Raw genomic sequence first — 23,302 nt, 5'->3', positions numbered from 1 at the left:
CCGGCGGCGTCCCGTGCGGGGCGCCGCCGGACCCCCGAAGCGGCGGTCAGGCTTCCAGCACCCGCACCGGCAGGGGCCGCAGCTCCTCGCGCAGGGCCGCCGCCAGTTCCTCGTACTCCGCTCCCCTGGCGGCGCCCGCGCGCATGGCGAAGGCGATCCGGCGGCTGGGGGCGGGGGCGGCGAAGTAGCCGGTGCGGAGCCGGCTGCCGCGGGTCGTCTCGACCTTCAGGGCGGTGCGCGGCAGCAGGGTGCAGCCGAGGCCGCCCGCGACGAGCTGCACCAGGGTGGACAGCCCGGCGGCCGTGGTGCTGACCGGCGCGTCCTCCCGGCCTGCCTCGCGGCAGATGTCGAGGGCCTGGTCGCGCAGGCAGTGGCCCTCGTCCAGCAGCAGCAGGTTCAGTTCCCGCAGCGCCTCGCGCGGGATGCCCTCGCGGCCGCCGAGCCGGTGGTCGGGCGGGGTGACGAGCGCGAAGTCCTCGTCGAACAGCGGGAGTTCGGTCACGCCGGGGACGCCGAGCGGGACGGCGAGCAGCAGCAGGTCCAGGCGGCCGGACTGCAGGCCCTCGACGAGGCTGGCGGTCTGCTCCTCGTGCACCTGGAGGTCGAGGTGCGGGTACCGCTCGTGGACCAGGCCCAGCACGGTGGGCAGCAGATACGGCGCGACGGTCGGGATCACCCCGAGCCGCAGCACCCCGGTGAACGGCGCCCGGACCGCCTCGGCCTCCTCCAGCAGTGCCCCGACCTCGTCCAGCACCGCCTTCGCCCGTACCGCCAGCCGCTCACCGGCGGGCGAGAGCAGCACCTTGCGGGTCGTACGCTCGAGGAGGGTCACGCCCAGGATCTCCTCCAGCGCCGAGACCGCGCCGGACAGGGCGGGCTGGCTCATTCCGATGGCGGCGGCCGCGTCCCGGAAGTGCAGATGCTCGGCCACGGCCGCGAAGGCACGGAGCTGGGACAGGCTGGGCTGGCGCCGCTTGCCACTCGCGCTACTGACGGTCACTGATAGATACCTCCGATCAACCCGACCGAGTGTAGCTATTTCCCGTATCAATGCACCCTGTGCCAACATCGACAAAGTCCAACCCATGGGTAGTGCCCGCGATCCGGGCGCTGCCTCGCTGCAAGGAGAGCGTGTGCTCACTGTCGGTGACAAGTTCCCCGAGTTCGAACTGACCGCCTGCGTCTCGCTGGAGAAGGGCAAGGAGTTCGACACGATCAACCACAAGACCTACGAGGGCAAGTGGAAGATCGTTTTCGCCTGGCCCAAGGACTTCACCTTCGTGTGCCCGACCGAGATCGCCGCTTTCGGCAAGCTGAACGACGAGTTCGCCGACCGCGACGCCCAGATCCTCGGCTTCTCCGGTGACTCCGAGTTCGTCCACCACGCCTGGCGCAAGGACCACGAGGACCTGCGCGACCTGCCCTTCCCGATGATGGCCGACTCCAAGCACGAGCTGATGCGCGACCTCGGCATCGAGGGCGAGGACGGCTTCGCCAAGCGCGCCGTCTTCATCGTCGACCAGAACAACGAGATCCAGTTCACCATGGTGACCGCCGGCTCCGTCGGCCGTAACCCCAAGGAGGTCCTGCGGGTCCTCGACGCCCTGCAGACCGACGAGCTGTGCCCCTGCAACTGGAGCAAGGGCGACGAGACGCTGGACCCGGTCGCGCTGCTGGCCGGTGAGTGACCCATGTCGCTCGACTCGCTGAAGTCCCTGGTCCCGGACTACGCCAAGGACCTGAAGCTCAACCTGGGTTCGGTCATCGGCAACTCCGACCTGCCGGCCCAGCAGCTCTGGGGCACGGTGCTGGCGACCGCCATCGCCTCCCGCTCCCCGATCGTGCTGCGTGAGCTGGAGCCGGAGGCGAAGGCGAACCTGTCGCCGGAGGCGTACACGGCCGCCAAGGCCGCCGCCGCGGTGATGGCGATGAACAACGTCTTCTACCGCACCCGGCACCTGCTGTCCGACCACGAGTACGGCACCCTGCGCGCCGGCCTGCGGATGAACGTCATCGGCAACCCGGGCGTGGAGAAGGTCGACTTCGAGCTGTGGTCCTTCGCGGTCTCCGCGATCAACGGCTGCGGCATGTGCCTCGACTCGCACGAGCAGGTGCTGCGCAAGGCCGGCGTCGAGCGCGACGTGGTCCAGGAGGCGTTCAAGATCGCGTCCGTGGTCCAGGCCGTCGGCGTGACCCTCGACGCGGAGGCGGTCCTGGCCCAGGCGGCCGAGTAACCGCTCCGGAACATCACGGCCCCCGCCCATCCTCTGGGCGGGGGCCGTCGTGCGTCCGGCGATGTGACAAGAACTACTCCCTCCGCTCCTGGCCGGAAACCATGAGTGAACACACCGCCGGACGATGCCCGGTTCACCCCTCCATGCGAAGAAGCTCCGCACGCCCAGAGTCATAGCGGAATTAGAATCTCCACTTTGCTTACGAATTACTTTCGACAGCCGCAAAGAGGATCTGATTAGCTCCCCGGGACCACGCTTATGCCGTCGATCTCCTTTCCGGCGGCAGCTCAAATGCAGCTCAAATGCATTCCATGGGGGGAACGCATGTCCATTCGCATCAGTCTCTCGGCGAGGACCGCGGCCGCCGCGGCAGCCGCCGGCCTGGGCCTCCTCGGTGTGACCGCGCCGCAGGTCGCCGCCGCCGACCGGCCGGCACCCGCCGTCTCCGTCAAGGCCGACCGGCACACGACCGCCATTGCCGCGGCGCAGCCCACCGCCGCCGCCGCGGGCGCGACCGTCTGCGGTACGGGATACAAGCTCTACAAGGCGGACATCCTGCCCGACGAGTCCCGCAAGGCGACGCTCTTCGTCTACGTCAAGGGCAGCAACCCCGCGAGCAACGACGCTCCCACCTGCGCCATCCTCGACAACAACACGCAGGGCGCGAAGTGGATGAAGATCAAGCTCTGCTCGAACTACACGGCGGAGGGCTGCGCGAGCGACGCCGGCACCTTCTCCGAGTACGCGGGCCCCGTCTACCGCAGCCACGGCGGCTGCGGCACGGTCACCTCGCTGATGAAGAACAGCTCCAGCTCGAGCACGTACCTCGTCAACAACGTCCAGGACAGCACCAACTGCAACTAGCAGGCGCCTGAACGGTGTGCCGGGACTTCACGCGTCGCCCGCGTGAAGTCCCGGATCGCTGAATTCGAATTCCCGCTCCCGTCCGTCCCGCAGGGCTGTCCCGTCCCGGGCGGAGGGGCATTTCGCCGTGCCCGGAAAGGCACGGGAACAACTCAATGAAATTCGGGGAAAGCTCCTTTGCGTTCCAAGAGACGAACTCGCGCGCCCCTGGTGGCCCTCCTGGCCTGCGCCGCCGTGACCGGCGGCATGCTCCAGGCGGCGCCCGCCGGCGCCACTCCGGCGTCCCGCCCCTCCGCCCGCGCCACCACACCGCCGCCCGCCCCCTCCGGCGGGGTACACGACCCGGGCGGGAAGCTCGGCCGGGGCTGGCGCGGCAGCTCCGACCGCGCGGTCACCGCCGCCGCCGACGCGGACGGCCTGCGGATCCTCGTCGCCGACAGCTCCAAGGCCTACGCGTGGAAGACCGTCGCGCTGCTGGCCGAGCCGGGCATGCCGGCGGACTCGTGGATCGGCAACCAGTGCCTGATGGACCGCTCGCACGCGGCCGTCGTCTACGCACCGCGCGCCTTCACCAACAAGCCGGACCTGATGCAGGGCGGCGCCTTCGCCGCCGTCGTCGACCTGACGTCCGGCAAGGTGACCAAGCTGCCCTTCACCGCGTCGCTGGCCTACTTCGACCCGTCCTGCAACACGGCCACGCACGAGGCCGCGTTCACCGGCTTCCGGGACATGAACGACGCGGCGAGCACCCGGACCCGGGTGATCACCGTGGACGTGTCCGGGAGGACGAGGGGCACGGCGGCGGCCCGCGGTGAGATCACCAGCGCCGTTCCGGTGAAGGACGGCGCGGTCGGCGCGCTCGGCAGCCGCCTGGTCCACCTCGACCGCTCCGGCAAGGTGAAGAACCTCGCGGACGCGGACAGTGCCCCCTTCGACATCCGGACCGCCGCCGACGGCCGGATCGCCTTCCTCGACCGTACGAGCGGGTCCACGGCGCGCGCCAGGCTGTACACCGGCCACGGCAGGCCGAAGAGCATCGCCACCGGCAGGCTCGGCGACCTCGACCTCATGCCGGGCGACGCCGGCCGGGTCTTCCTCACCGGCCGGACCAAGGACTCCCCCGCCACCGCGGGAACCGGCGTCACCCGCCTGAACGCCCCGGCCGGCACCGACGTGTCCTCGCAGGGCAGGCTCGCCGTCGAGCCCGTGCTGACGCCCGGTGTCCGCGCCGGCCTCACCCACATCAAGGGCGCGGGCAAGGGCTTCACCAAGTCCGCGGAACCCGGCTCGCGGACGGCGACGCCCGCCGACGAGGGCGGCAAGGCGCTGACGGTCACCAGCACCGCCACCACCACCGGGGCGAAGCTGACCCAGAGCGTGCGGCACGACGCCGTCGACGGCTCGGGGAACAACCCCTCCCCGGTCCTGGCCGCGGCCACCGGGAACCACCGGCCGCGGGGCGCCTCCCCCAAGGCGGGGCTGACCGCCGGCTCCCCGACGGACGACGACCGCTGGTGCGCCGTGTCCCGCAACGACATGAAGGTGCAGGCGCTGCAGCCGACGCCGAACCAGGTCGAGTGGGCCGTCGACATGGCGGTGCGCGGCAATCTGAGCGCGAGCTACATCCGCCAGGGCGGGTACCGCGCCCAGGCCGGTCTCGGCACCATCGACCCGCAGTCCCTGTTCCCGCTGCCGAAGCTGACCGGCGGCGGCAGGATCCCGGTCAACGTGCTCCTCGGCATCATGGCCCAGGAGTCGAACATGTGGCAGGCCGAGGGCGGGTCGGTCCCCGGGCAGATGGGCAACCCCCTGGCCGCCGTCGACGGCTACTACGGCCACAAGGCCGACCCCAACGACCCGGCCGCCTACTGGCAGATCAACTGGGACAAGTCCGACTGCGGCTACGGAGTCGGCCAGGTCACCGACGGCATGCGTCTGGCCGGGCACGAGAAGACGGGCGAGACCAGCCTGTCGCCCGCCCTGCAGAAACTCGTCGCGATCGACTACGCGACGAACATCGCCGCCTCCCTGAAGATCCTCGCCGACAAGTGGAACGAGGTGCACAAGACCGGCCAGAAGATCACCGTCAACAACGACGACCCGGCCTACGTGGAGAACTGGTTCACCGCCGTCTGGAACTACAACCTCGGGTTCAACCCGCCCTCCGAGGCCGGGAAGCATGCGGGGCACTGGGGCCTCGGCTGGTACAACAACCCGGCCAACCCGATCTACGCCAAGGGCTGGGGCCGCCCGTTCATGAACACGGACGTGGACCCGTACGCCGTCAAGGACGCGGCTCATCCGCAGGACTGGCCGTACGAGGTCAAGGTGATGGGCTGGTCCGCCTGGTCCATGGACACCGGCTTCTCCTACGCGACCTCCGGCCGCCAGGACTGGCCGGGTGAGTCCGGTTTCTCCTCCGCCGGCTTCCGCCCCGCCTACTGGAACGGTTCGGACCAGCCGTACCTGTACGAAGGCAGCGCTCGGTACAACCGGGTGCACGTCCAGCCCTCGCTCGACGCGTTCTGCAACTCCAAGAACGCCTGCGACCCCGACACGCCGCCGAAGTGCCCGGACGCCGAGTGCTACGCGCAGTACTGGTGGAACCAGCCCAACGTGACCTGGAAGAGCGACTGCGCCGCCACCTGCGGGCACGAGAACATCAAGTACCAGTCGCTGGTGCAGGAACCGGGACGCGGTACCCGTCTGCAGAACGGCACGCCGGTGTGCTCCGGCGCTCCGGCCGGCTCCAAGGTCGTCGCCTCCGTCCCGAACGGAACGCCGACCTGGAGCGACCAGAGCGACTGCGCGACGGTCTCCTCGGCGGGCAGCTTCCAGTTCTCCTTCAACCCCGGAACCGAAGGCCGTTTCCAGGCGAAGGCCGACCTGCATTCGGTGGGCGGCGGCTACGGCGGCCACTACTGGTACACCCACACGCGCGACGCCGCCCACTTCGGCGGCCCCAGCGGCTACATGACCATCGACGGCACCTGGACCCTCGGCCAGAGCCTGAACTGGGCGCGCGTCCTGGTACACCTTCCCGACACCGGGGCGCAGACCCGGCAGGCCTCCTACAACGTGCTCGGCACGGACAGCAAGAGCCCCAAGCGGGTCGTGCTGCAGCGCGCGGGGGGCTGGGTCAGCCTCGGCGCGTTCCACTTCACCGGCACCCCGCGGGTGGAGCTGTCGAACGCGACCGATGACGGAACCGCCGACGAGGACATCGCCTGGGGTGCGGTCGCCTTCCAGCCGCTCGCGGGCAAGCCGGCCAACTCCGTCGTCGCGATGGGCGACTCCTACTCGTCGGGTGAAGGCGCCACCGCGCCCGGCGGCGCCGACCTCTACGCCGAGACCGACCACCCCGACAAGCTGAGCGACAAGCAGATCGACAAGTGCCACCGGTCCAAGCTCGCGTGGTCGAGGCAGGCGACGCTCCCCGGATACTCGAGCTCCATCGGTGCCATGTCCGACAACCTCGACCCGAAGATGGACTACCACTTCGTGGCCTGCTCCGGAGCGCGCACCTACAACGTGCTCGACGAGGGTCAGTCCAGCGAGGTGGCCCAGATCGACTCCGGGTACCTGGACCAGAACACCACGCTGGTGACGATCAGCATCGGCGGCAACGACGCCCGCTTCGCCGACATCATGAAGAAGTGCATCGACCTGCCGGTTCCGTCGCTCACCACGTGCCCGTACTCCGAACTCGACAACGTCGACCCCGCGACCGGCGACAAGACGGGCGGCTCCACCGGTGACCTGAAGGACTGGGCGCCGAAGTGGCTGCACGACGACGTGCGGCCGCAGATCGTCAAGGTGCTCGACGCCGTCCACACCCGGGCGCAGAACGCGAAGGTCGTCCTCATGGGCTACCCGCGCCTGGTGGAGAAGGACCACGGCTGCCTCCCCGGGGCGTACGAGACCGTGGAGAACGACTGGGTGCGTTCACTGGCCGACACACTCGCGACCGAGATGAACGGGGCCACCCAGGACGCCGGTTCGTGGGCGGTCTTCTCCGACCCGCGGAACAACTTCGACGGCAAGGGGGCCTGCGGTGATCCGGAAGGCATCCACGCTCTCGTGGAGACCGGGCGGGAGCAGGCGGACAACGACGCGCCGAACCCCTCCATGCAGTCCTTCCACCCCAAGCCGGCGGGGGCCCGGCTCTACGCGGACACACTGGAACAGACCCTCAGGAGCATGTGACGGAGCGCTGATCGAGAACCGCTGATCTCTGACAACCGATCCGGGGGCCTGAGTATCCGAACTCAGGCCCCCGGCCGTCGACTGGGGAAGACTGCTGTCATGAACACCCTCGCCACGGAGCCCCCGCACGCGGTCCCGCGCGTGGCCGCAGCCGCCGTCACGGGCGCGGTCCTGGCCGCCGGTGCCGTGCACCACCTCGCATGGGTCAAGCGCCACAGCGACAGGGCGTGCGAGACGACGGACGGCGTCTGCTTCACATGGTGGGACCTGACGGCCCTTCCGTTGATCATCGCGGTCGCCCTGATCACGCTGATCGTCGTCTACAAGCGGCTGGACATACGGCCGCGGCTCGCCGTGATCCCTCCGACGGTCCTGCTGGCTCCGCTTCCCTTGTCGGCGGCGCAGACGGCAGCGGGGTGGTGGGCCGCCGTGGTGGCGGGCGGAGCCTGGTCGGGCTGCCTCGCGCTCACGGCGTGGAACCGGTTCCGCGTCCTCGGGGTCTCCGCCTCAGGCGCGCTGCTGCTCGCGGCCCTGGTCGTCCTCTACCGCTGAGGACACGTCCGACGGCACCCGCGACGACTCGTCGTCCGGTTCCCGGGCGGCCGCGGGTGCCGCCTCGGAGTCCACGGGCACCCCGTCCGGATCGAGCGGGGGTTCCTGTGAGTACTGGCGCAGATACCCCACCACCGTGTTCGTCACCGCGACCAGCGGGACGGCCACCACCGCGCCGCCGATGCCGGCCACCATGCCGCCGGCCGCCACCGTGAGGACGACGGCGAGCGGGTGGACGCGGACCGCGCGGCCCAGGATGAAGGGCTGCAGGACATGGCCCTCGATCTGCTGGACGGCGAGGACGACCACCAGGGTCATCAGCGCGGTGAAGACACCCTGGGTCACCAGGGCCACGATCACCGCCAGCGCCCCGGAGGCGACGGCGCCGACCAGCGGGATGAACGAGAACAGGAAGATGAACACGGCCAGCGGCACGGCCATCGGCACGTTGAGGAAGTAGATGCCGATGCCGATGAAGATGGCGTCGATGAGGGCGACCAGCACCGTGCCCCGCACGTAGGCGGTGAGGGTGCGCCAGGCGCGCGGGCCGGCGCCGGCCACGCCCGGGCGGGCCGCGGCGGGCACCAGCTTCAGGAACCACTGCCAGATGCGCTTGCCGTCGTAGAGCAGGAACAGCGTGGAGAAGAACACCAGCAGGATGCCGGTCAGCGCCTCGACGACGACCTGGACGCCTTCCAGGCCCGCGGACGTTATCTGGTCGGTGTTCGCGCCGATGGCCTCGCGGAGGTTCTTGGCGATCTGGTTGATCTGCTTGTCGGTGACGTGGAACGGGCTCTTCAGCAGCCAGTTGCGCAGGTCGTCGATGCCGCTCTGGATCTGGCTGGAGAGGGTGTCGATGTTCTCCATGACCTGCCAGGTCACGAACCAGCCCATCAGCCCGATGACGACGAAGCCGAGGATCGCGGTCAGCGCGGTGGCCGGGCCGCGCGGCACCCCGTGCCGCATCAGCCGGGCGACCGTCGGCTGGAGCAGCGCGGTCACCAGCAGGGCGATGACGAAGGTGAAGACGACGATCTGGATGGCGCTGATGACCCGCATCAGGACCCACACGGTGCCGGCCAGGATCAGCAGGCGCCAGCCCGCCTCCGCCGCGACCCGCACGCCCCAGGGCACGGCCTGGGCAGGGTCGGGCCGTGGTCCGGCCGGTGCGGCCCGCCGGGGTGCGGGCGGTGCCGGGGCGGCGACCCGGTCGGCCTTCCGGCCGGCGCCGGGGTCGGACCCGGTGTCCCTGTCCACTTCGGCGCGGCGCTCGTCCAACCGCTCACTCATCTCGGTCAGTCCGGCACCCAGCCGGCCCAGCCACCCTGGCACTCGCGACATGATCCGTCCTCTTCCCCCGCCTCCCGGGAGTACGCCACCGCTCACCCGGGAGCCGTCCGCATACGACCGTACAGTGCGAAAGCCCCTCCCCGTAGGACGGGGAGGGGCTGCGCGAGGTTGATCGGGGGCCGGGCCGCTGCCGTGGACCGGCGGCCGGCCTAGTACCAGCTGTTGGCCTGCCAGAACGACCAGGCGCCACAGGGGCTGTGGTACCGCTCGTTCATGTAGTTGAGGCCCCACTTGATCTGGGTCGCCGGGTTGGTCCGCCAGTCGGCACCGGCGGAGGCGTACTTGCCGGCGGGCAGGGCCTGGAAGAGACCGTAGGCACCGGACGAGGCGTTGACCGCCTGGTAGTTCCAGCTCGACTCGTGGTTCACGATGTTGCTGAAGCACTGGAACTGGTCGGCCGCCACCATCTGACGTGCCATCGCCTGGATCTGCGCCACGCTGTAGCTGCTCTGCACCGGGAAGCTCGAGGAGTCCCGGGTGGAGCGGGTGGCCGCGGCCTTCGCCTCGGCGCGCTCCTTGGCGGCTGCCTCGGCCGCCTTCTCGGCTGCCGCCTTCTTGGCGACCGCGGTCTCGGCGGCCGCCTTGCGGGCGGCTTCCTCCGCGTCCTTCTTGGCACTCGCGTCAGCGGCGATGGCCTGCGCGTCTGCCTGCTGCGTCAGGGACGCGGTCTGCACCTGGGCCTGCTGACCCGCGGGTATGTCCGCGAGGAGCGTGGTGTCGGCTGCCGTCGCCTCGGCGTCGTTGTTCTGCGCGGTGCTGCCAGAGGCAACACCGACGACGCTTCCGACGGCGGTGACCGCGGTGGCCGAGGCCACTGCGAATCCCCGGACCGAAATCCGGCTCACACGGTTTCCTTCCAGCATCGCCCGCTTCGGTGACCCTGGCGGACGCAATCGTGCCCCTGACACTGGCCTCCCAACTGCGGGGTCACGGGAGGCGCGGGCCCGGTGGGCAACTCCCGCGAGGGGAGCGCCGCGTGGTGCGCGGGCGGCATACGACGACGCTATGGAGTTGGAGCGCTGCTTCTGTGGTGCCATACCGCTGGGGGTACAGGTGTGTCGTATGCGGGGCCTGACAGGAGTGAGACTCTGCCGTAACCAGACACCGGGTGGCAATTCCGAGTTGAGTGTGAAAGCTCACACCTCGTTTGGCCCAGGGGTTTTCAGGAAACCCCCACACGCGAAGGCGCCGCCCGGCTAGGCTCTTCGCCTTTGCCGAACGGCGCCCAGGGGGCTACTCCCCTCAGATATGGCCCTCTTCGAGCATTTCGGTCACAAGGGCCGCGATCTGGGACCTCTCGGACCGGGTCAGCGTGACATGGGCGAAGAGCGGATGGCCCTTCAGCTTCTCGACCACGGCCACGACTCCGTCGTAGCGGCCGACCCGCAGATTGTCCCGCTGGGCGACGTCATGGGTCAGGACGACCCGTGAATTGGCGCCGATCCGGGACAGAACGGTCAGCAGTACGTTCCGCTCCAGGGACTGCGCCTCGTCGACGATCACGAAGGCGTCGTGGAGGGAGCGGCCCCGGATGTGGGTCAGGGGCAGGACCTCCAGCATGCCCCGGGCGGTGACCTCCTCGATGACCTCGCGGCTGGTGACGGCGGAGAGCGTGTCGAAGACGGCCTGCGCCCACGGGCTCATCTTCTCGGCCTCGGAGCCCGGCAGATAGCCCAGCTCCTGCCCGCCGACCGCGTACAGCGGCCGGAAGACCATCACCTTCTGGTGCTGACGGCGCTCCAGTACCGCCTCCAGGCCCGCGCACAGCGCGAGCGCGGACTTTCCGGTGCCGGCCCGGCCGCCCATCGAGACGATGCCGACGTCCGGATCGAGCAGCAGGTCGAGCGCGATGCGCTGCTCGGCGCTGCGGCCCTTGATGCCGAACGCCTCCCGGTCGCCGCGCACCAGCCGGACGTTGCCCTCGGCGGTCACCCGGCCGAGCGCCTTGCCGCGCTCGGACTGGATGGTCAGACCCGTGTGCACCGGAAGACCGGAGGCCTCCGGGACGTACACGTGCCCTTCCTCGAAGAGGAGGTCCACCTGTTCACCCGGAAGGGTGAGTTCGGACATTCCGGTCCAGCCGGAGTTCTCCGTGATGGCCAGCTCGGCCCGGTACTCCTCGGCCAGCAGACCGACCGAGGAGGCCTTGATCCGGAGCGGCAGGTCCTTCGAGACGACGGTGACGTCGTACCCCTCGGCCTGCAGGTTGCGGGCCACCGCGAGGATGCGTGAGTCGTTGTCCCCCAGGCGGTAGCCGGTGGGCAGCACGCTGGGATCCGAGTGGTTGAGCTCGACACGGACGGTTCCGCCCAGTTCACCGATCGGAATGGGGGCGTCGAGGCGACCGTGCTTCACCCGGTAGTCGTCCAGCAGGCGCAGTGCCTGGCGGGCGAAGTAGCCGAGTTCGGGATGGTGCCGCTTGGCCTCCAGTTCCGTGACCACGACGACGGGGAGCACGACCTCGTGTTCCTCGAAGCGGGTCAGGGCGTTGGGGTCGGCCAGCAGGACGCTGGTGTCGAGGACATAAGTGCGCCGATCTGGCTTGTGGCGCTTTGTGCTGGTCACCACGGAAGGACGTACCCCCTCGGATGAGGTCGGGGAGCGACGAAGCGGAAGCCGGGCCGGGAGGGCGGGAGCATTGCGACCGGCCCCCGGCCGCCGCGCAGGACGGGCCGGACACCGGACCTCCGCGGCTGCTTCCGTACGGTGACCGCACGGTCGGGCTGGTGCAAAGGGCCTCCCGGGCGGGACGGCCCCGTGCCGCCCGCTGAGATCCGACACCCGTGGTTCGGGCGTCGACCTGCTTGCCTTATGCCCTGCGAAAAGCGCCGCCATGCAGAAGTGGCCGACAGCGCACCGGTGAACTCCTTGTTACTTCCCACCCAACCGGGGTATACGGGACGCCCCGCCGGTCTGGTGGCCGGCGGGGCGTGAGGTGGGGGCGGTGTGCGGCGTCAGCCGCCGTAACGGCGGTGACGTGCGGCGTAGTCGCGCAGCGCGCGCAGGAAGTCCACCTTGCGGAAGGCCGGCCAGAAGACTTCGCAGAAGTAGTACTCGGAGTGGGCGGTCTGCCAGAGCATGAATCCGGACAGCCGCTGCTCACCGCTGGTACGGATGACGAGGTCCGGGTCGGGCTGGTCACCCGTGTAGAGGTGACGGCCGATCATGTCTACGTCGACCGTTTCGGCGAGGCTCTCCAGCGACGCGCCCTTGTCCTGGGCGTCGAGGAGCATGGAGCGCACGGCGTGGGCGATCTCCTGGCGGCCGCCGTAGCCGATGGCCACGTTGACCACTATCCCGTCCACATGGGCGGTGGTCTCCTCGGCCTCCTTCAGGACGCCCTGCATCCCGGCCGGCAGCAGGTCGCGGGTGCCGACGTGGTGCACCCGCCAGCGGCCGTCGGCGGCGAGGGTGCGGACGACGTCCTCGATGATGCCGAGGAGCGGGACCAGTTCCTCCTGCGGCCGGTCGAAGTTGTCGGTGGACAGCAGCCACAGGGTGACGACCTCGACATCGGTCTCGCTGCACCAGCCGAGGAACTCCTCGATCTTCTCGGCGCCGGCCCGGTGGCCGTGGACCGTGGTGGAACCGGCCGCCTTCGCCCAGCGGCGGTTGCCGTCCATGATGACGCCGATGTGCTTGGGCACCTGAGCGTGGTCCAGGTGACCTTCCACCCGGCGCGCGTAGAGCCCGACGAGCAGGCCACGCAGCTTGTCGCGCAGGTTCACGGGAGAGACCCTTCGGGGTTCGAGCGGGTTTCGAGGGTACCGCCGCCGGCGGCTCGGCCCCCGGGGTGGGGACGCCGGCCCTCTGCCGGGTGGTTCCCGAAGAAAAAACGGGCCGGTCCGTGGGGGGGAGACGGACCGGCCCGAGGGGGGGTTTCCACCATAACCCTTCGTGAGGGCGGACGCGTGCATCGGCGTGCCACAACTACTCTCCGGAATCGGACGGCGACGCCGAGGTGGTCGCGGAACGCTGGATTCAGAGGCTTCGCATGGCCGGTTCACAGCGGATTCTCAGGAAATCGGGTGCCGAACGGCGAGATCAAGAGGGTTTGGGCCGTCTTGGTGAACGCTCGGCGAGTTGTCCCGGGGTCCCTCCGACGGGCTACCGGCGAGCGAACGGCCGCTTGACGCCCTCACGGCGGATCCTGCGGGCATCGCGGCACCGCGCAGCCCCCTCCACCGCGCGGTGCCGCCCGCGCAGCTTTGCTGACGCGAATTACCTTGGCCTGAACCTACGTGACGGAGGAGACGGATGTGAACCGCCCCCGATAACGATGTGGAAACCGCGGGGGAAGCGCGGGTGAACCAGGGGCCGAAGAGCCCGTTTGCTCCTCCTGCTCAGGAGGCCGGCTTCCGGACATCGAAGAGGTGCCGGGCGCTGTGCGCCACGAACGGCCCCTCCTTCCCGATCCGCGCGTGCAGGGCGCGGAGTTGGGGCTCGTACGCCTCGGCGGTGAAGCCCGGGACCATCCAGACCACCTTGCGCAGGAAGTGCACGACGGCGGCGATGTCGTGGAACTCCATCCGCAGCCGCTCCGCCCGCAGCTCCACGACCTCGAGCCCGGCCGCCTCCGCGGCCTCGCGTTCACCCTGGGGATCACGGCCCCGGCGCACGGACTCCGGCTGGGGCCCCAGGAAGTACTCGACCAGCTCGAACACGCTGCCGGGCCCGACGTGCTGGGCGAAGTACGTGCCGCCCGGCCGCAGCACCCGCGCGATCTCCGCCCAGTGCGGGGTCACCGGATGCCGGCTGAGCACCAGGTCGAAGGTCTCGCCGGCGAACGGCAGCGGCGCGTCGTCCGGCGCGGCCACGACCACCACGCCACGCGGCCGCAGCAGGGCGGTGGCCCTGGCGACGTTCGGGGGCCACCCCTCGGTGGCGGCGAGGAGGCGCGGCCGGTTCGTCCCCGCCCCGGCCAGGGCGAAGTCCAGCACCTCCCCGCCCCCGGTCTGGACGTCCAGCGCGGACTCGGCCCGCGCCAGCCGCTCCCCCGCCGACCGGGCGTACCCCCAGGAGGGCCGCGCCTCACTGGCCCGCCCCTCGAACCAGGAGAAGTCCCAGCCGTCGGTGGGCACGGCGGCGCCCTCGGCCACCAGGTCCTCGAAGGAGCGGTTCTCTGTCATGGACGCCATCGTCGCAGCCTCGCTGTCGGAGGGTCCTGCTAATTTCCGCGTCCATGACGAACTCACACGCCGGCGGTGCCGGGGCGGAGAAGGACATCCTGCGCGCGAGCCTGGACCGGCACCGGGACGCCGTGCTCTGGAAGCTCGACGGCCTGGACGACGAACAGCTGCGCCGCCCCATGACGCCGACCGGGACCAGCCTGCTCGGCCTGGTCAAGCACCTGGCCTCGGTCGAGTACGGCTGGTTCGTGGAGACGTTCGGCGGCGAGGTGGAACCCCTGTGGTTCGATCCGTACGAGGGCGAGGACATGTGGATCGCTCCGGACGAGACGACGGACCGGATCGTCGCCCTCTACGGCCGTGCCCGGGCCGCCGCCGACCGCATGCTCGCCGGTCTGCCGCTGGACACCCTGGGCCGCCCCGCCTGGCGGGACGAATCCGTCTCCCTGCGCTGGACCCTCGTCCACATGACCACGGAAACCGCCCGGCACGCCGGCCACATGGACATCGTGCGCGAACTGATCGACGGGGCCACGGGCGTCCACCGCCCGGCGGCCGGCTGATCTCCGGTGGCCGGGGCGGTGTCCGTCACCGGCCTTCCGCCGGAGGGTGCCGGAGGGCGAGCACGACGAACACGTCGTCGCCGTCCCGGTCCGTGCCGACGTGCTCGAAGCCGTGCTTCTCCAGCAGGCGGACGGAGGCGGTGTTCCCGGAGAAGGGGTCGGCGTACAGCGGCCGCACCCGCTCCAGTTCCAGGAAGAGGCCGAGGGCGCGCGTCCCCACGCCGCGCCCCCAGTACGGGCGGCCCAGCCAGTAACCGACGAATCTGCGCCCGTCCTTCGCGGTCCAGGACACGACACTGCCGGCCACCTCGCCGTCGACGGTGACCGTACGCACGAGGCTGTCGGGGTCGCGGATGATCCGCTCCCGCCAGTGCTTGAGGAAGGCGTCCAGCGGCCGCGGGGTGAACTTCGACCGCCGGACCGCCTCCGGGTCGTTCTCGTAGGCATGGAGGACGAGGAGGTCGTCGTCCCGGACTTCACGCAGACTCACATCGTCGTGTTCGTCGGTCATGCGGTGCAGTGTGGCACCCGCCACTGACAACGCCCCTCCCTCCGCGGCCCGCTACGGCACGAGGGGCCGCACCTCCCGCGCGGCGAAGCGAACGAAGCCCTCGGGGTCCGGCTCGTCACCGGTCGGCTGCAGGACGACGGTGTCGGCGCCGGCCTCGGCGATCCGGCGCACCGCCGCGGCCACCGCCGCCGCGTCCCCCGCGACCCCGAGGTCCGGGACCGGCTCCAGCCCTTCGGCGGCGAGTTCCGCGCGCAGCCGTGCGGCGGCGTCCGGGCCGGTGGCGGTCAGGAGGTACACCACGAGCCGGTGCCGTCCGGCGCGTCCCGCCTCCCGGCGTGCCTCGTCGATGGTCCGCCGGGCCTGCCGTACGCCGTCGGGCGAGGTGGAGGCGGTGAGGAGGACGCCGTCGGCCTTCTGCCCGGCGAGGCGGAGCGTGCGGGGGCCGGTGGCGCCGGCCAGTACGTCGAGCGGCCGCTCCGGGGGCCAGTCGAGCGCGACGCCGTCCAGGCGGACGTACCGTCCCTTCACGTCGAGCCGCTCGCCGCGCAGCAGGGCGCGCAGGGCGTCGAGATGCTCGCCGAGCAGGGTGAGGGGCGAGGCGGCACGTGCGCCGACCTGCCCCATCCAGTCCTGGACGCCGTGCCCCACGGTCAGGACGGCCCGGCCGGGGAACATCCGCTCGAGCGAGGCGGCCTCCATGGCGGTGACGGCGACGTTCCTCAGCGGCACGGGCAGCAGCCCGATCCCGACCCGCAACCGCTCGGTCCAGGCGAGGGCGGCGGCGGCCGTCGAGACACCTCCCTCCAGGAAGCAGTCCTCCCACAACCACAGCTCCTCGAGCCCCGAATCCTCCGCGGTCCGGGCCACTTCACGGAGCCGTTCGGGAGGGAGCTGAGGCCGGAACACCACGCCGAGTCCAGTCATGGGGCCTTCCTAGCGGGCGGCGGTGGACGGGACAACTCCTTTACGGGCGCGCCCGGCAGCGCTTCTCCTCCCCTCCCCCCGGGTACGGTCACCGCGGAGGTGGGACCGGATGGCGCGTTGGCGGAACGGGCGGGGAAGGCTGGTGATCCGGCCGAGCGGGGGCGGGGCGGCGGTCACCGTCCCGCTGGAGGTGGCGACGTCCTACCGGGCGCGGACGAGGGGTCTGCTGGGCCGCGACTCGGTCACCGGGGTGATGCTGCTGTCCCCGGCGAGCAGCGTGCACACCTTCCGCATGCGCTTCCCCATCGACGTCGCCCACCTGGACCGCCACCTCACCGTCCTGGCCGTCCACACGATGCCCCCCGGCCGGCTGGACCGCCCCCGCCTACGGTCCCGCCATCTGCTGGAGGCGGAGGCGGGGGCCATGGCGGGGTGGGGGCTGGTGGTGGGGGCGCGGGTCGAGATCGACGTCGGTGATCGAAGTCCGTGATCCCGACGCCGCGCCCGCGTACGCCTCCCCTACGAGGATGGCGTCTCTGAGCGCCCGTCCGTACAGGCGCCTCTCCGGTCAGTTCTCCGTGCGCGGGAAGGACACCTCCACGCGGCGGTTCTTCTTCCTGCCCGCCTCCGTCGAGTTGTCGGAGATGGGGTACTGCTCGCCGTAGCCGCGCACCTCGAAGGTGACGTTCGGGTCGTTCAGATCCTGGTCGAGGACGGCCTGTACGGCGTTGGCGCGCTGCCGGGACAGGACGTCGCCGTGGGCGGAGGAGCCGAGGTTGTCGGTGAAGCCGAAGACGCGGACCCGGGTCGCGTTCTGCTTCTTGATCTCGTCGGCGATCGTCGCGATGCGGGCCTTGGCCTCGCCGCCCAGCTTGGCGCTGTCCTTGCCGAAGAGGACTTCGGCCTGGAGGGCGAAGGTGACGTCGGCGTTGGTGTCCTCCCGCCGCTCGTCCCCGCTCTGGTCCTCCACGACCGACTTGATGTCCAGCACCTTGGCCTCGGCGAGGGTGGCCCCCTCGGGAAGCTTGAGGTCCGGGTCGGTGGGGTCGACTTTCACGGGTGCGGTGGCGGAGGGTTCCGTGCCCGGGGGTTCGCTGGGGGAGGTGTCGTCGGCGCGGGCCAGGGAGAGGTTGGCGGCCGCGAGGAGGAGGGCTGTGGTGAGGGTGAGGGTGAGGCGGGGTGTGGTGGTCACTTTGGCCTCACCCGGAGATCTGGATGGTGGCGCTTGAGAAGGTCGGCAACTGGAAGCTGACCTCGGCTGTGCCCGCAGGTGGTGCCGGGAACTGCATGAAGATGGGGACAGTGTCACCCGTCTTGACGGTCTGCACGCCGGTGGTGGTCAGTGGGCGTCCTTCCGTGTCACGGAGCACGTAGTAGCGCTTCCTGCCCTTCGAGTCAACCAGGGTGGCTCCGCCGAAGGACTGCCCGTTCTTCATGATCTCGGTCTCGTTGCCGCTGAGTTGTGATGAGAGAACCGCGTCCTTGCTGCCGTCGTTCTTGAGTTGCGCATTGACGGTGACGAAGCCTCCGGCATCACGCTCTGCCGACGTGATGGCCAGGGTCAGGCCGTCGGGACCGCGCAGCTCGGCCAACGGATCGGCAGCCTGGCCTTCCTGAGCACTCGGCCTGGAACCGCCGCTCTTCGAAGCGGATGTCGACGCATCCGGTTTGGCGTCGTCGCCGCTGCCACCGCAGGCGGCCGCACCGAACACCAGACCGGTCGACAGGGTGAGCGCGAACAGCCCCCTGCGGGCCTGCGCAGCGAACCGAATGCTCATGACTCTGCTTCCTTCTTCAATCGTCGTGCGTTGTCAGTCGGCCAGGTGAACGTCGAAGAGCTCTTCGGGCTTCGGCAGTCCGGCGCGGTCCTCTGGATCCGGTTCCCAGTCCCCGTCCTTGCAGTTGAGTCGCGGCAATGCCTCGGCCGCAACGTCTTTACCGGGAAGCTCGACCGTGCAAAGAGGTTCGATCACAGCCGTCGCGGACTTGGTCGACTTGATGTTCTCGGTCCCGGGCACGACGGAGTCTCCGACCGACTTGTTGGTCTGGACTTCAACTGTGTATCGCAGGAGTTCGGGGTCGCAAGAGTTCAGCCGGGCATCGTTCTCCGCCGCCAGTTGTTCCGCTCGCCAGCACGGGTCGTCCACACCGTTGCCCTCGAAGATGTCGGTCCATTTGGCGGGGTCGGAGAGAGCGTCCACCCACAGGCCGGCGAGCTGGTCGCGTGCCTCTTGGGCGGCGGCGAGGGCCGCCGCGTCGGCCGCCGTCTGGGCGCCGCCCCGGTTCACCGCAGCCTGGCCGACCGCCAGGTAGGCGAACGCAAGAAAGAGCAGGCCTGCCACCACCGTGATGTAGATGGGGAAGGCCTGCCCGGAGTCGCCGCTGACTCGCCGGTCGATCAGGTGATCTCCGTGATCTTGGTCTTGATCTTGTCGAGAATGGTCTTGCCGATATCCGTACCAGTGATCGCCAAGACGATCGCGACCACGACCGCGATGATGCCCAGATACTCGACGGCCGTCTGCCCCTTGTCCCCGGCCCGTCGCTGAATCGCTGTGACCGTCGTGTTCTTCCAGCCATTCACGCGCACTTTGGTCGCCACAGCCGTTTTCAGCAACAGATCGCTCACGGTGCTTCCCTCCGCCTTCGCTTCCGACCCCGGAAACGTACGTCCCGACAAGTTGCCCCCCGAAGGGCCCCAGGACCCATTCCCGGGCCCAGCCCAGCTCCCGGTCGGCCATTTCACGCCACCCCCAGCCACTTGGCCGCCGCCTGGGACCTGGTCGTGCTGTGGAGCTTGGCGAAGATGCGGTTGATGTGGTTCTTGACGGTCTTCTCGCTGATGAAGCAGGCGGCGGCGATCTGCTGGTTGGTCATGCCGGACGCGATGAGGTCCATGATCTCCGCCTCCCTGCAGCTGAGTTGGAACCGCGACCGATACGACTGTCCCACATCTGATTGCAGTTGCGAAAGGTTCTGGGGTGGAATCAAGCCTAGGACAGACGGTAGTTCAGGCTCCACATGTGCAGGTGCACTCGCCCGCAGCCCGTTCACCAACGCCCGCGCCGCTCCCGGCGTCACGTGCGGCCGTCCCTCGCGTACGTCGCGCACCGCCCTCACCAGCTGCTCCGTCGTGAACTCGCCGTGCACCAGGTAACCCCCCGCCCCCAGCCGCAGTGCCTCCCGCACGGTCTCCGTCTCGTGGCTGTACGTCAGCATCATGACCGGGGCCAGGCGTACCAGGTGGGGCAATGCCGAGATTCCGTCGACGCCGGGCATGCGGACGTCGAGGAGGACGACGTCGGGGCGGTGGAGCAGTGCCGCCTCGTACGCCTCGCGGCCGTCGGCCGCCTGGGCCACCACCGTGGTGTCCTCGCGGTCGGAGAGGAGGGCGGTGAGGCCCGCGCGGATGACCGGGTTGTCGTCGGCCACCACGAGGCGGAGGGGTGCCGTGACGGTGGCCGGCGGGAAGTCCGGGCCGGGGTCCAGGTGCTGCATCGGGTGCCTCCTCTCGGGCTCGAAGGCTTGAGGGTTCGAGGGGTCAAGGGCTCAACGGTTCGAGGGTTCGAGGGGTCAAGGCTCCTCGGGTGGGACGTCGGGGCGTGCGGGCGCCGGTCGGGCGGGCCGTGCCGGCTGGGCGGGCCACGCCTGCCATGCCGACCGTGCGGACGCGGCGGGCTCGGTGGGCCCCGTGGACCGCAGGGGCAGTTCCACCCTCACCTCCGTGCCGCGCGCGTTGCCGCCCCTGCCGACGCGGATGCGGGCCCCCGCCGCGGCGGCGCGTTCGACCATGCCGAGCAGGCCGAAGTGGCCGGAACGCCGCAGGCTGTCCAGCGTCGTACCGGGGGGCAGGCCCTCGCCGTCGTCGTGGACGGACAGGCGGAGCAGATCGCCCTCGACCCCGGCGGTCAGCTCCACGCGGGTCGCGGACGCGTGGCGGTGGGCGTTCTCCAGTGCCTCCGTGGTGATGGCGAGGAGGTGACGGGCGAGGGATGAGGGCAGGGGCGGGAAGGGGATCCGGGGGTCGTCCGTGCGGCGGCATGTCACCGGCAGGCCCGTGCGGGCGCTGAAGTCGGCTGCGCGGGACCTCGCTTCCGGCCAGAGGTCCGTGTGCGGCGCCGCCGCCGGGGCGTCCTCGCGGCGCAGGTCCTCCAGCAGTTCCCGGGACTCCGCCGCCGCCCTGCGGGCCGAGCGGGAGACCAGGTCGGCCTGGCGGCGGACCCGGGCCGGGTCCGGGGCGTCGGCCGAGGCGGTCGCCGCCAGGCCGTCGGCCGCCAGGGACACGCCGTACAGCGTCTTGGCCACCGAGTCGTGCATCTCGCGGGCCAGCCGGGCCCGTTCCGCGTGCACCGCCTCCGTCGCCGCCAGCCGGGCCTGTACGGCCGTGAGGGCCTGCGTCGCGGCGCCGTAGCGGAGCATCAGGTTGCGCAGGGTCGAGCCCATCGCGCCGGTGACGACACACAGGCCGGGCAGCAGCAGGGACTCGGCGACGCCCGCCCGGTGGTCGGCCTCGAGGGTGGCGTGCACGAGCAGCAGGATCAGGGACTGGAGCGAGGCGAAGCAGGCCGCGCCCCGCCAGCCGTAGACCAGGCCGGCGAGCAGCGGGGTGCAGACGCTGACGTAGGCGAGGGTGGTGTCCGGGCCGGCGGAGATCAGCGGCAGGGAGCCGAAGAGGGTGTCGGCGGCCAGCAGGCTGGGGTGGCGCAGCAGGAGGGGGCCGAAGCGTTCCCAGTCGCGGAAGAGCACGTAGGACACCATGAAGGTGACGACGACGGCCGCGCCGACGAGACGGACGCCCAGCCCGGGGGACGCGTTGAGCAGGGCGGCCGGGGCGGCGAGCACGATCATGGCGAGGCGGAACCCGAAGACCTGCCGGCACATCGCCTGCAGGGCGCGGATCTGCAGCTTCTCGGGGTCGGGCGGTGGCGGGAGCGCCCGGCCCGGCACCGGGTCCGCGGCACCGCGGGCGCCGTCGGCGGGTCCACGGCCGGCACCGCCGCCCGCCGCGGGCCCCCCGGCCACGGTGTCCGGGCCCGCTCCCGTGTCCCCCGTCCGGCCGCGCCAGTGCCGGCGGCCCGTGGTCCCCCTCGCCGGCGTCATGGTCGTCACCTCGCCCCCGCCTACTCGCCCGTCAGGGAGCCGAAGTCGACGCCGGAGCCCAGCAGCAGACCCGCGCCCAGCAGCAGCATCGTCGCCGGGACCATGAACGTGGTGATCATCAGCGTGGCCTTGGGGACCGCGCGGGCGGCCTTGCGGCGGGCGTTCTGGGCGTCCGTGCGGCGCATGTCCTTGGCGAGGGAGACGAGGGTGTCGACGATCGGCGCGCCCAGTTCCTCGCCCTGCTGGAGCGCCGTCACGAACATCGCCACCTGTTCGGAGTCGTTGCGGCGCCGCAGCTCAGCGAAGGCCTGGCGGCGGCTCATGCCGAGGTCCATCTGGCGCAGGGTGATGCGCAGTTCGTCCGCCCAGGGACCCTCGTACCGGGTGGCCACCCGGTCCAGCGCCTGGCGGAAGCCGAGCCCCGCGCTCACCACGACCGCGAGCACGTCCAGGAAGTCCGGCAGGGTCCGCTCGATGACGTCCTTGCGGACCCGGATCGCCGACCAGATGCCGACCTCCGTCCAGAACGCCCCGAACAGCAGCAGGAGCAGGGCGACGAACCACTGGCCGCGCAGCAGGAAGACCAGGAAGCCGACGCCGCCGAGGGCGCCGTACACCGCGCGCCGGGCCGCGTAGCGGTCGATGGTGAGGCCGCCGGGGTTGCCGGCGAGGTCGATCCTGCGGCGGTACCGGGCGACCAGGCGCGGGCCCATCAGGCGGAGCACGGCCGGCGCGTAGCGCATGCCCATGCGGTCGATCACGGAGTCCACCGCGCCGGTGCGGGTGGCACCCACCTCGAGGGCGAGCGCGAGGTCGCCGGGGAGTTTCGCGTCCGCGCGGTACATCCGGACGCCGGCGAAGACGCCCCAGACGCCGAGGCCCATCAGCAGGGCCAGCAGGTATGCCATCAGGTCAGTCCCCTCACACGTCGATCCGGCTCATCCGGCGGATGAGGACGAACCCGACGGCGTACATGGCGAAGGCGATGATCACGCAGGCCTGGCCGACCGGTGATCCGGTCATGCGGTCGAGGGCGCCGTCCTTGACCCCGTTCATCAGGAACAGCGCGCCGATGCCGAGGACGGGGACGGCGTACGACGTCATCGTCACCTGGGAGAGCTGGGTGCGGATCTCGCGCCGGGTCTCCTTGCGCTCCTCCAGGGTCTCGGTGAGGTTGCGCAGGGCCGAGACGACCTGGCCGCCCGCCCGGTTGGACAGCACGAGGGTCGTGACGAGCACGACCAGTTCGCGGGAGGGGAGCCGGTCGGCGAGTTCACCGAGCGCGTCGTCGAGGGAGTGGCCGATGGCGAGCTGGTCGGAGACCTTGGCCAGTTCCTCGCCCGCGGGTGCCTCCAGTTCCTCCGCCGCCATGCCGATCGCGGTGCGCAGCGCGAGGCCGGCCTGGGTGGCGTTGGCAAGGATGCGGGCCAGTTCGGGGAGCTGGTTGATGAAGCGCTCGATGCGTTTCTGCCGCTGCCAGTTGAGGAACTGGACGGCCGCCCAGACGCCGAGCAGCCCGGCGAGGGGGCCGAAGAAGGGGGCCAGGGTGGCCTGTCCGATGAGCCAGAGCGCGGCGACGGTGGCGAGCATGTAGGCGAAGAACTCGCCCGGGGTGACGTCCAGGCCGGTCGCGGCCAGCCGCAGCTCCAGTTTCCGGCCGAGTGCCGTGCGGCGCAGCCGGCGGTCCAGGGTGCGGAAGCGGCGCCGGCGGCCGGGGGCGGAGTCGGCCCCGCTGTGCGCGAGCCGGTCGATGAGGGCGGCGCGCTGGGCCCGGCCCGCGGCGTAGCTGTGGATGCCGGCGACGGCCAGGACGCAGGTCAGCAGGGCGACACCGGTGGTGAGCTGTACGAGCGTATGGAGTTCCATGGG

Annotated in this window: 23 protein-coding genes; 7 read left to right on the top strand and 16 right to left on the bottom strand. The window is 70.7% G+C overall.

What is annotated here, in order from left to right:
• Window positions 1–46: 46 nt before the first annotated feature.
• The gene (locus ACWCPN_RS22075; protein ID WP_451208653.1) at window positions 47–1,000 is read right to left on the bottom strand and encodes a LysR substrate-binding domain-containing protein; all 954 of its coding nucleotides are present in this window, start codon (window positions 998–1,000) and stop codon (window positions 47–49) included.
• A 133-nt stretch (window positions 1,001–1,133) separates the two neighbouring features.
• On the opposite strand from ACWCPN_RS22075, the gene ACWCPN_RS22070 reads away from it, so the two are divergent.
• From ACWCPN_RS22070 to ACWCPN_RS22050, 5 genes are all read left to right on the top strand, one after another.
• Window positions 1,134–1,688: a peroxiredoxin gene (locus tag ACWCPN_RS22070; protein ID WP_451208650.1), complete on the top strand. Its 555-nt coding sequence runs from the start codon at window positions 1,134–1,136 to the stop codon at window positions 1,686–1,688.
• Between the two features lie 3 nt (window positions 1,689–1,691).
• Complete coding sequence (locus ACWCPN_RS22065; RefSeq protein WP_199211824.1) at window positions 1,692–2,234, top strand: alkyl hydroperoxide reductase; 543 nt, start codon at window positions 1,692–1,694, stop codon at window positions 2,232–2,234.
• A gap of 324 nt (window positions 2,235–2,558) precedes the next feature.
• Window positions 2,559–3,098 (top strand): hypothetical protein, encoded by a 540-nt coding sequence (locus ACWCPN_RS22060; protein ID WP_451208646.1) that lies wholly within the window; start codon window positions 2,559–2,561, stop codon window positions 3,096–3,098.
• 177 nt (window positions 3,099–3,275) lie between these two features.
• Window positions 3,276–7,304 (top strand): SGNH/GDSL hydrolase family protein, encoded by a 4,029-nt coding sequence (locus ACWCPN_RS22055; protein WP_451208643.1) that lies wholly within the window; start codon window positions 3,276–3,278, stop codon window positions 7,302–7,304.
• 99 nt (window positions 7,305–7,403) lie between these two features.
• Window positions 7,404–7,856: a hypothetical protein gene (locus ACWCPN_RS22050; RefSeq protein ID WP_451208640.1), complete on the top strand. Its 453-nt coding sequence runs from the start codon at window positions 7,404–7,406 to the stop codon at window positions 7,854–7,856.
• Here the strand turns inward: ACWCPN_RS22050 and ACWCPN_RS22045 are convergent.
• From ACWCPN_RS22045 to ACWCPN_RS22025, 5 genes are all read right to left on the bottom strand, one after another.
• Window positions 7,812–9,197 (bottom strand): AI-2E family transporter, encoded by a 1,386-nt coding sequence (locus tag ACWCPN_RS22045; RefSeq protein ID WP_451208637.1) that lies wholly within the window; start codon window positions 9,195–9,197, stop codon window positions 7,812–7,814. The two genes, ACWCPN_RS22050 and ACWCPN_RS22045, sit on opposite strands and share 45 nt — an antisense overlap.
• Window positions 9,198–9,355: 158 nt before the next feature.
• Window positions 9,356–10,051: an aggregation-promoting factor C-terminal-like domain-containing protein gene (locus tag ACWCPN_RS22040; RefSeq protein WP_199211821.1), complete on the bottom strand. Its 696-nt coding sequence runs from the start codon at window positions 10,049–10,051 to the stop codon at window positions 9,356–9,358.
• A 397-nt stretch (window positions 10,052–10,448) separates the two neighbouring features.
• Entirely contained in the window at window positions 10,449–11,774 is a 1,326-nt protein-coding gene (locus ACWCPN_RS22035; RefSeq protein ID WP_199211820.1) for a PhoH family protein, read from the bottom strand.
• A 386-nt stretch (window positions 11,775–12,160) separates the two neighbouring features.
• A complete protein-coding gene (locus tag ACWCPN_RS22030; protein WP_199211819.1) occupies window positions 12,161–12,934 on the bottom strand; it encodes an isoprenyl transferase in 774 nt (257 codons plus the stop codon).
• A 615-nt stretch (window positions 12,935–13,549) separates the two neighbouring features.
• Entirely contained in the window at window positions 13,550–14,335 is a 786-nt protein-coding gene (locus tag ACWCPN_RS22025) for a class I SAM-dependent methyltransferase (protein ID WP_451208633.1), read from the bottom strand.
• A 53-nt stretch (window positions 14,336–14,388) separates the two neighbouring features.
• On the opposite strand from ACWCPN_RS22025, the gene ACWCPN_RS22020 reads away from it, so the two are divergent.
• Window positions 14,389–14,898, top strand: a complete 510-nt coding sequence (locus ACWCPN_RS22020; RefSeq protein ID WP_451208630.1) for a DinB family protein — start codon at window positions 14,389–14,391, stop codon at window positions 14,896–14,898.
• Between the two features lie 25 nt (window positions 14,899–14,923).
• Here the strand turns inward: ACWCPN_RS22020 and ACWCPN_RS22015 are convergent, their stop codons facing one another.
• Both ACWCPN_RS22015 and ACWCPN_RS22010 read right to left on the bottom strand, forming a co-directional pair.
• Window positions 14,924–15,409: a GNAT family N-acetyltransferase gene (locus ACWCPN_RS22015; protein WP_451208627.1), complete on the bottom strand. Its 486-nt coding sequence runs from the start codon at window positions 15,407–15,409 to the stop codon at window positions 14,924–14,926.
• Window positions 15,410–15,460: 51 nt separating this feature from the next.
• On the bottom strand, window positions 15,461–16,333 hold the full coding sequence (locus tag ACWCPN_RS22010; RefSeq protein WP_451208624.1) for an LLM class flavin-dependent oxidoreductase: 873 nt from the start codon (window positions 16,331–16,333) through the stop codon (window positions 15,461–15,463).
• A gap of 109 nt (window positions 16,334–16,442) precedes the next feature.
• Between ACWCPN_RS22010 and ACWCPN_RS22005 the strand changes: the two genes are divergently transcribed.
• Entirely contained in the window at window positions 16,443–16,823 is a 381-nt protein-coding gene (locus ACWCPN_RS22005; RefSeq protein WP_451208621.1) for a DUF192 domain-containing protein, read from the top strand.
• A 78-nt stretch (window positions 16,824–16,901) separates the two neighbouring features.
• Here the strand turns inward: ACWCPN_RS22005 and ACWCPN_RS22000 are convergent, their stop codons facing one another.
• From ACWCPN_RS22000 to ACWCPN_RS21965, 8 genes are all read right to left on the bottom strand, one after another.
• A complete protein-coding gene (locus ACWCPN_RS22000) occupies window positions 16,902–17,525 on the bottom strand; it encodes an OmpA family protein (RefSeq protein ID WP_451208618.1) in 624 nt (207 codons plus the stop codon).
• Between the two features lie 7 nt (window positions 17,526–17,532).
• On the bottom strand, window positions 17,533–18,111 hold the full coding sequence (locus ACWCPN_RS21995) for a hypothetical protein (protein ID WP_451208615.1): 579 nt from the start codon (window positions 18,109–18,111) through the stop codon (window positions 17,533–17,535).
• A gap of 33 nt (window positions 18,112–18,144) precedes the next feature.
• A complete protein-coding gene (locus tag ACWCPN_RS21990) occupies window positions 18,145–18,735 on the bottom strand; it encodes a pilus assembly protein TadG-related protein (RefSeq protein ID WP_451208701.1) in 591 nt (196 codons plus the stop codon).
• Window positions 18,732–18,962 (bottom strand): hypothetical protein, encoded by a 231-nt coding sequence (locus ACWCPN_RS21985; RefSeq protein ID WP_451208698.1) that lies wholly within the window; start codon window positions 18,960–18,962, stop codon window positions 18,732–18,734. Before ACWCPN_RS21985 ends, ACWCPN_RS21990 begins: the two co-directional genes overlap by 4 nt.
• Window positions 18,963–19,075: 113 nt before the next feature.
• On the bottom strand, window positions 19,076–19,831 hold the full coding sequence (locus ACWCPN_RS21980; protein ID WP_451208612.1) for a response regulator: 756 nt from the start codon (window positions 19,829–19,831) through the stop codon (window positions 19,076–19,078).
• Window positions 19,832–19,906: 75 nt separating this feature from the next.
• Window positions 19,907–21,433, bottom strand: coding sequence for a sensor histidine kinase (locus ACWCPN_RS21975; protein WP_451208609.1), 1,527 nt, complete (start codon window positions 21,431–21,433; stop codon window positions 19,907–19,909).
• 20 nt (window positions 21,434–21,453) lie between these two features.
• Complete coding sequence (locus tag ACWCPN_RS21970; protein WP_351662225.1) at window positions 21,454–22,341, bottom strand: DUF5936 domain-containing protein; 888 nt, start codon at window positions 22,339–22,341, stop codon at window positions 21,454–21,456.
• 13 nt (window positions 22,342–22,354) lie between these two features.
• Window positions 22,355–23,299 (bottom strand): type II secretion system F family protein, encoded by a 945-nt coding sequence (locus ACWCPN_RS21965; protein ID WP_199211811.1) that lies wholly within the window; start codon window positions 23,297–23,299, stop codon window positions 22,355–22,357.
• Window positions 23,300–23,302 lie beyond the last annotated feature (3 nt).

This window comes from Streptomyces sp. NPDC002386, from assembly GCF_053593175.1.
This window is presented reverse-complemented; position numbering and strand designations above follow the sequence as displayed.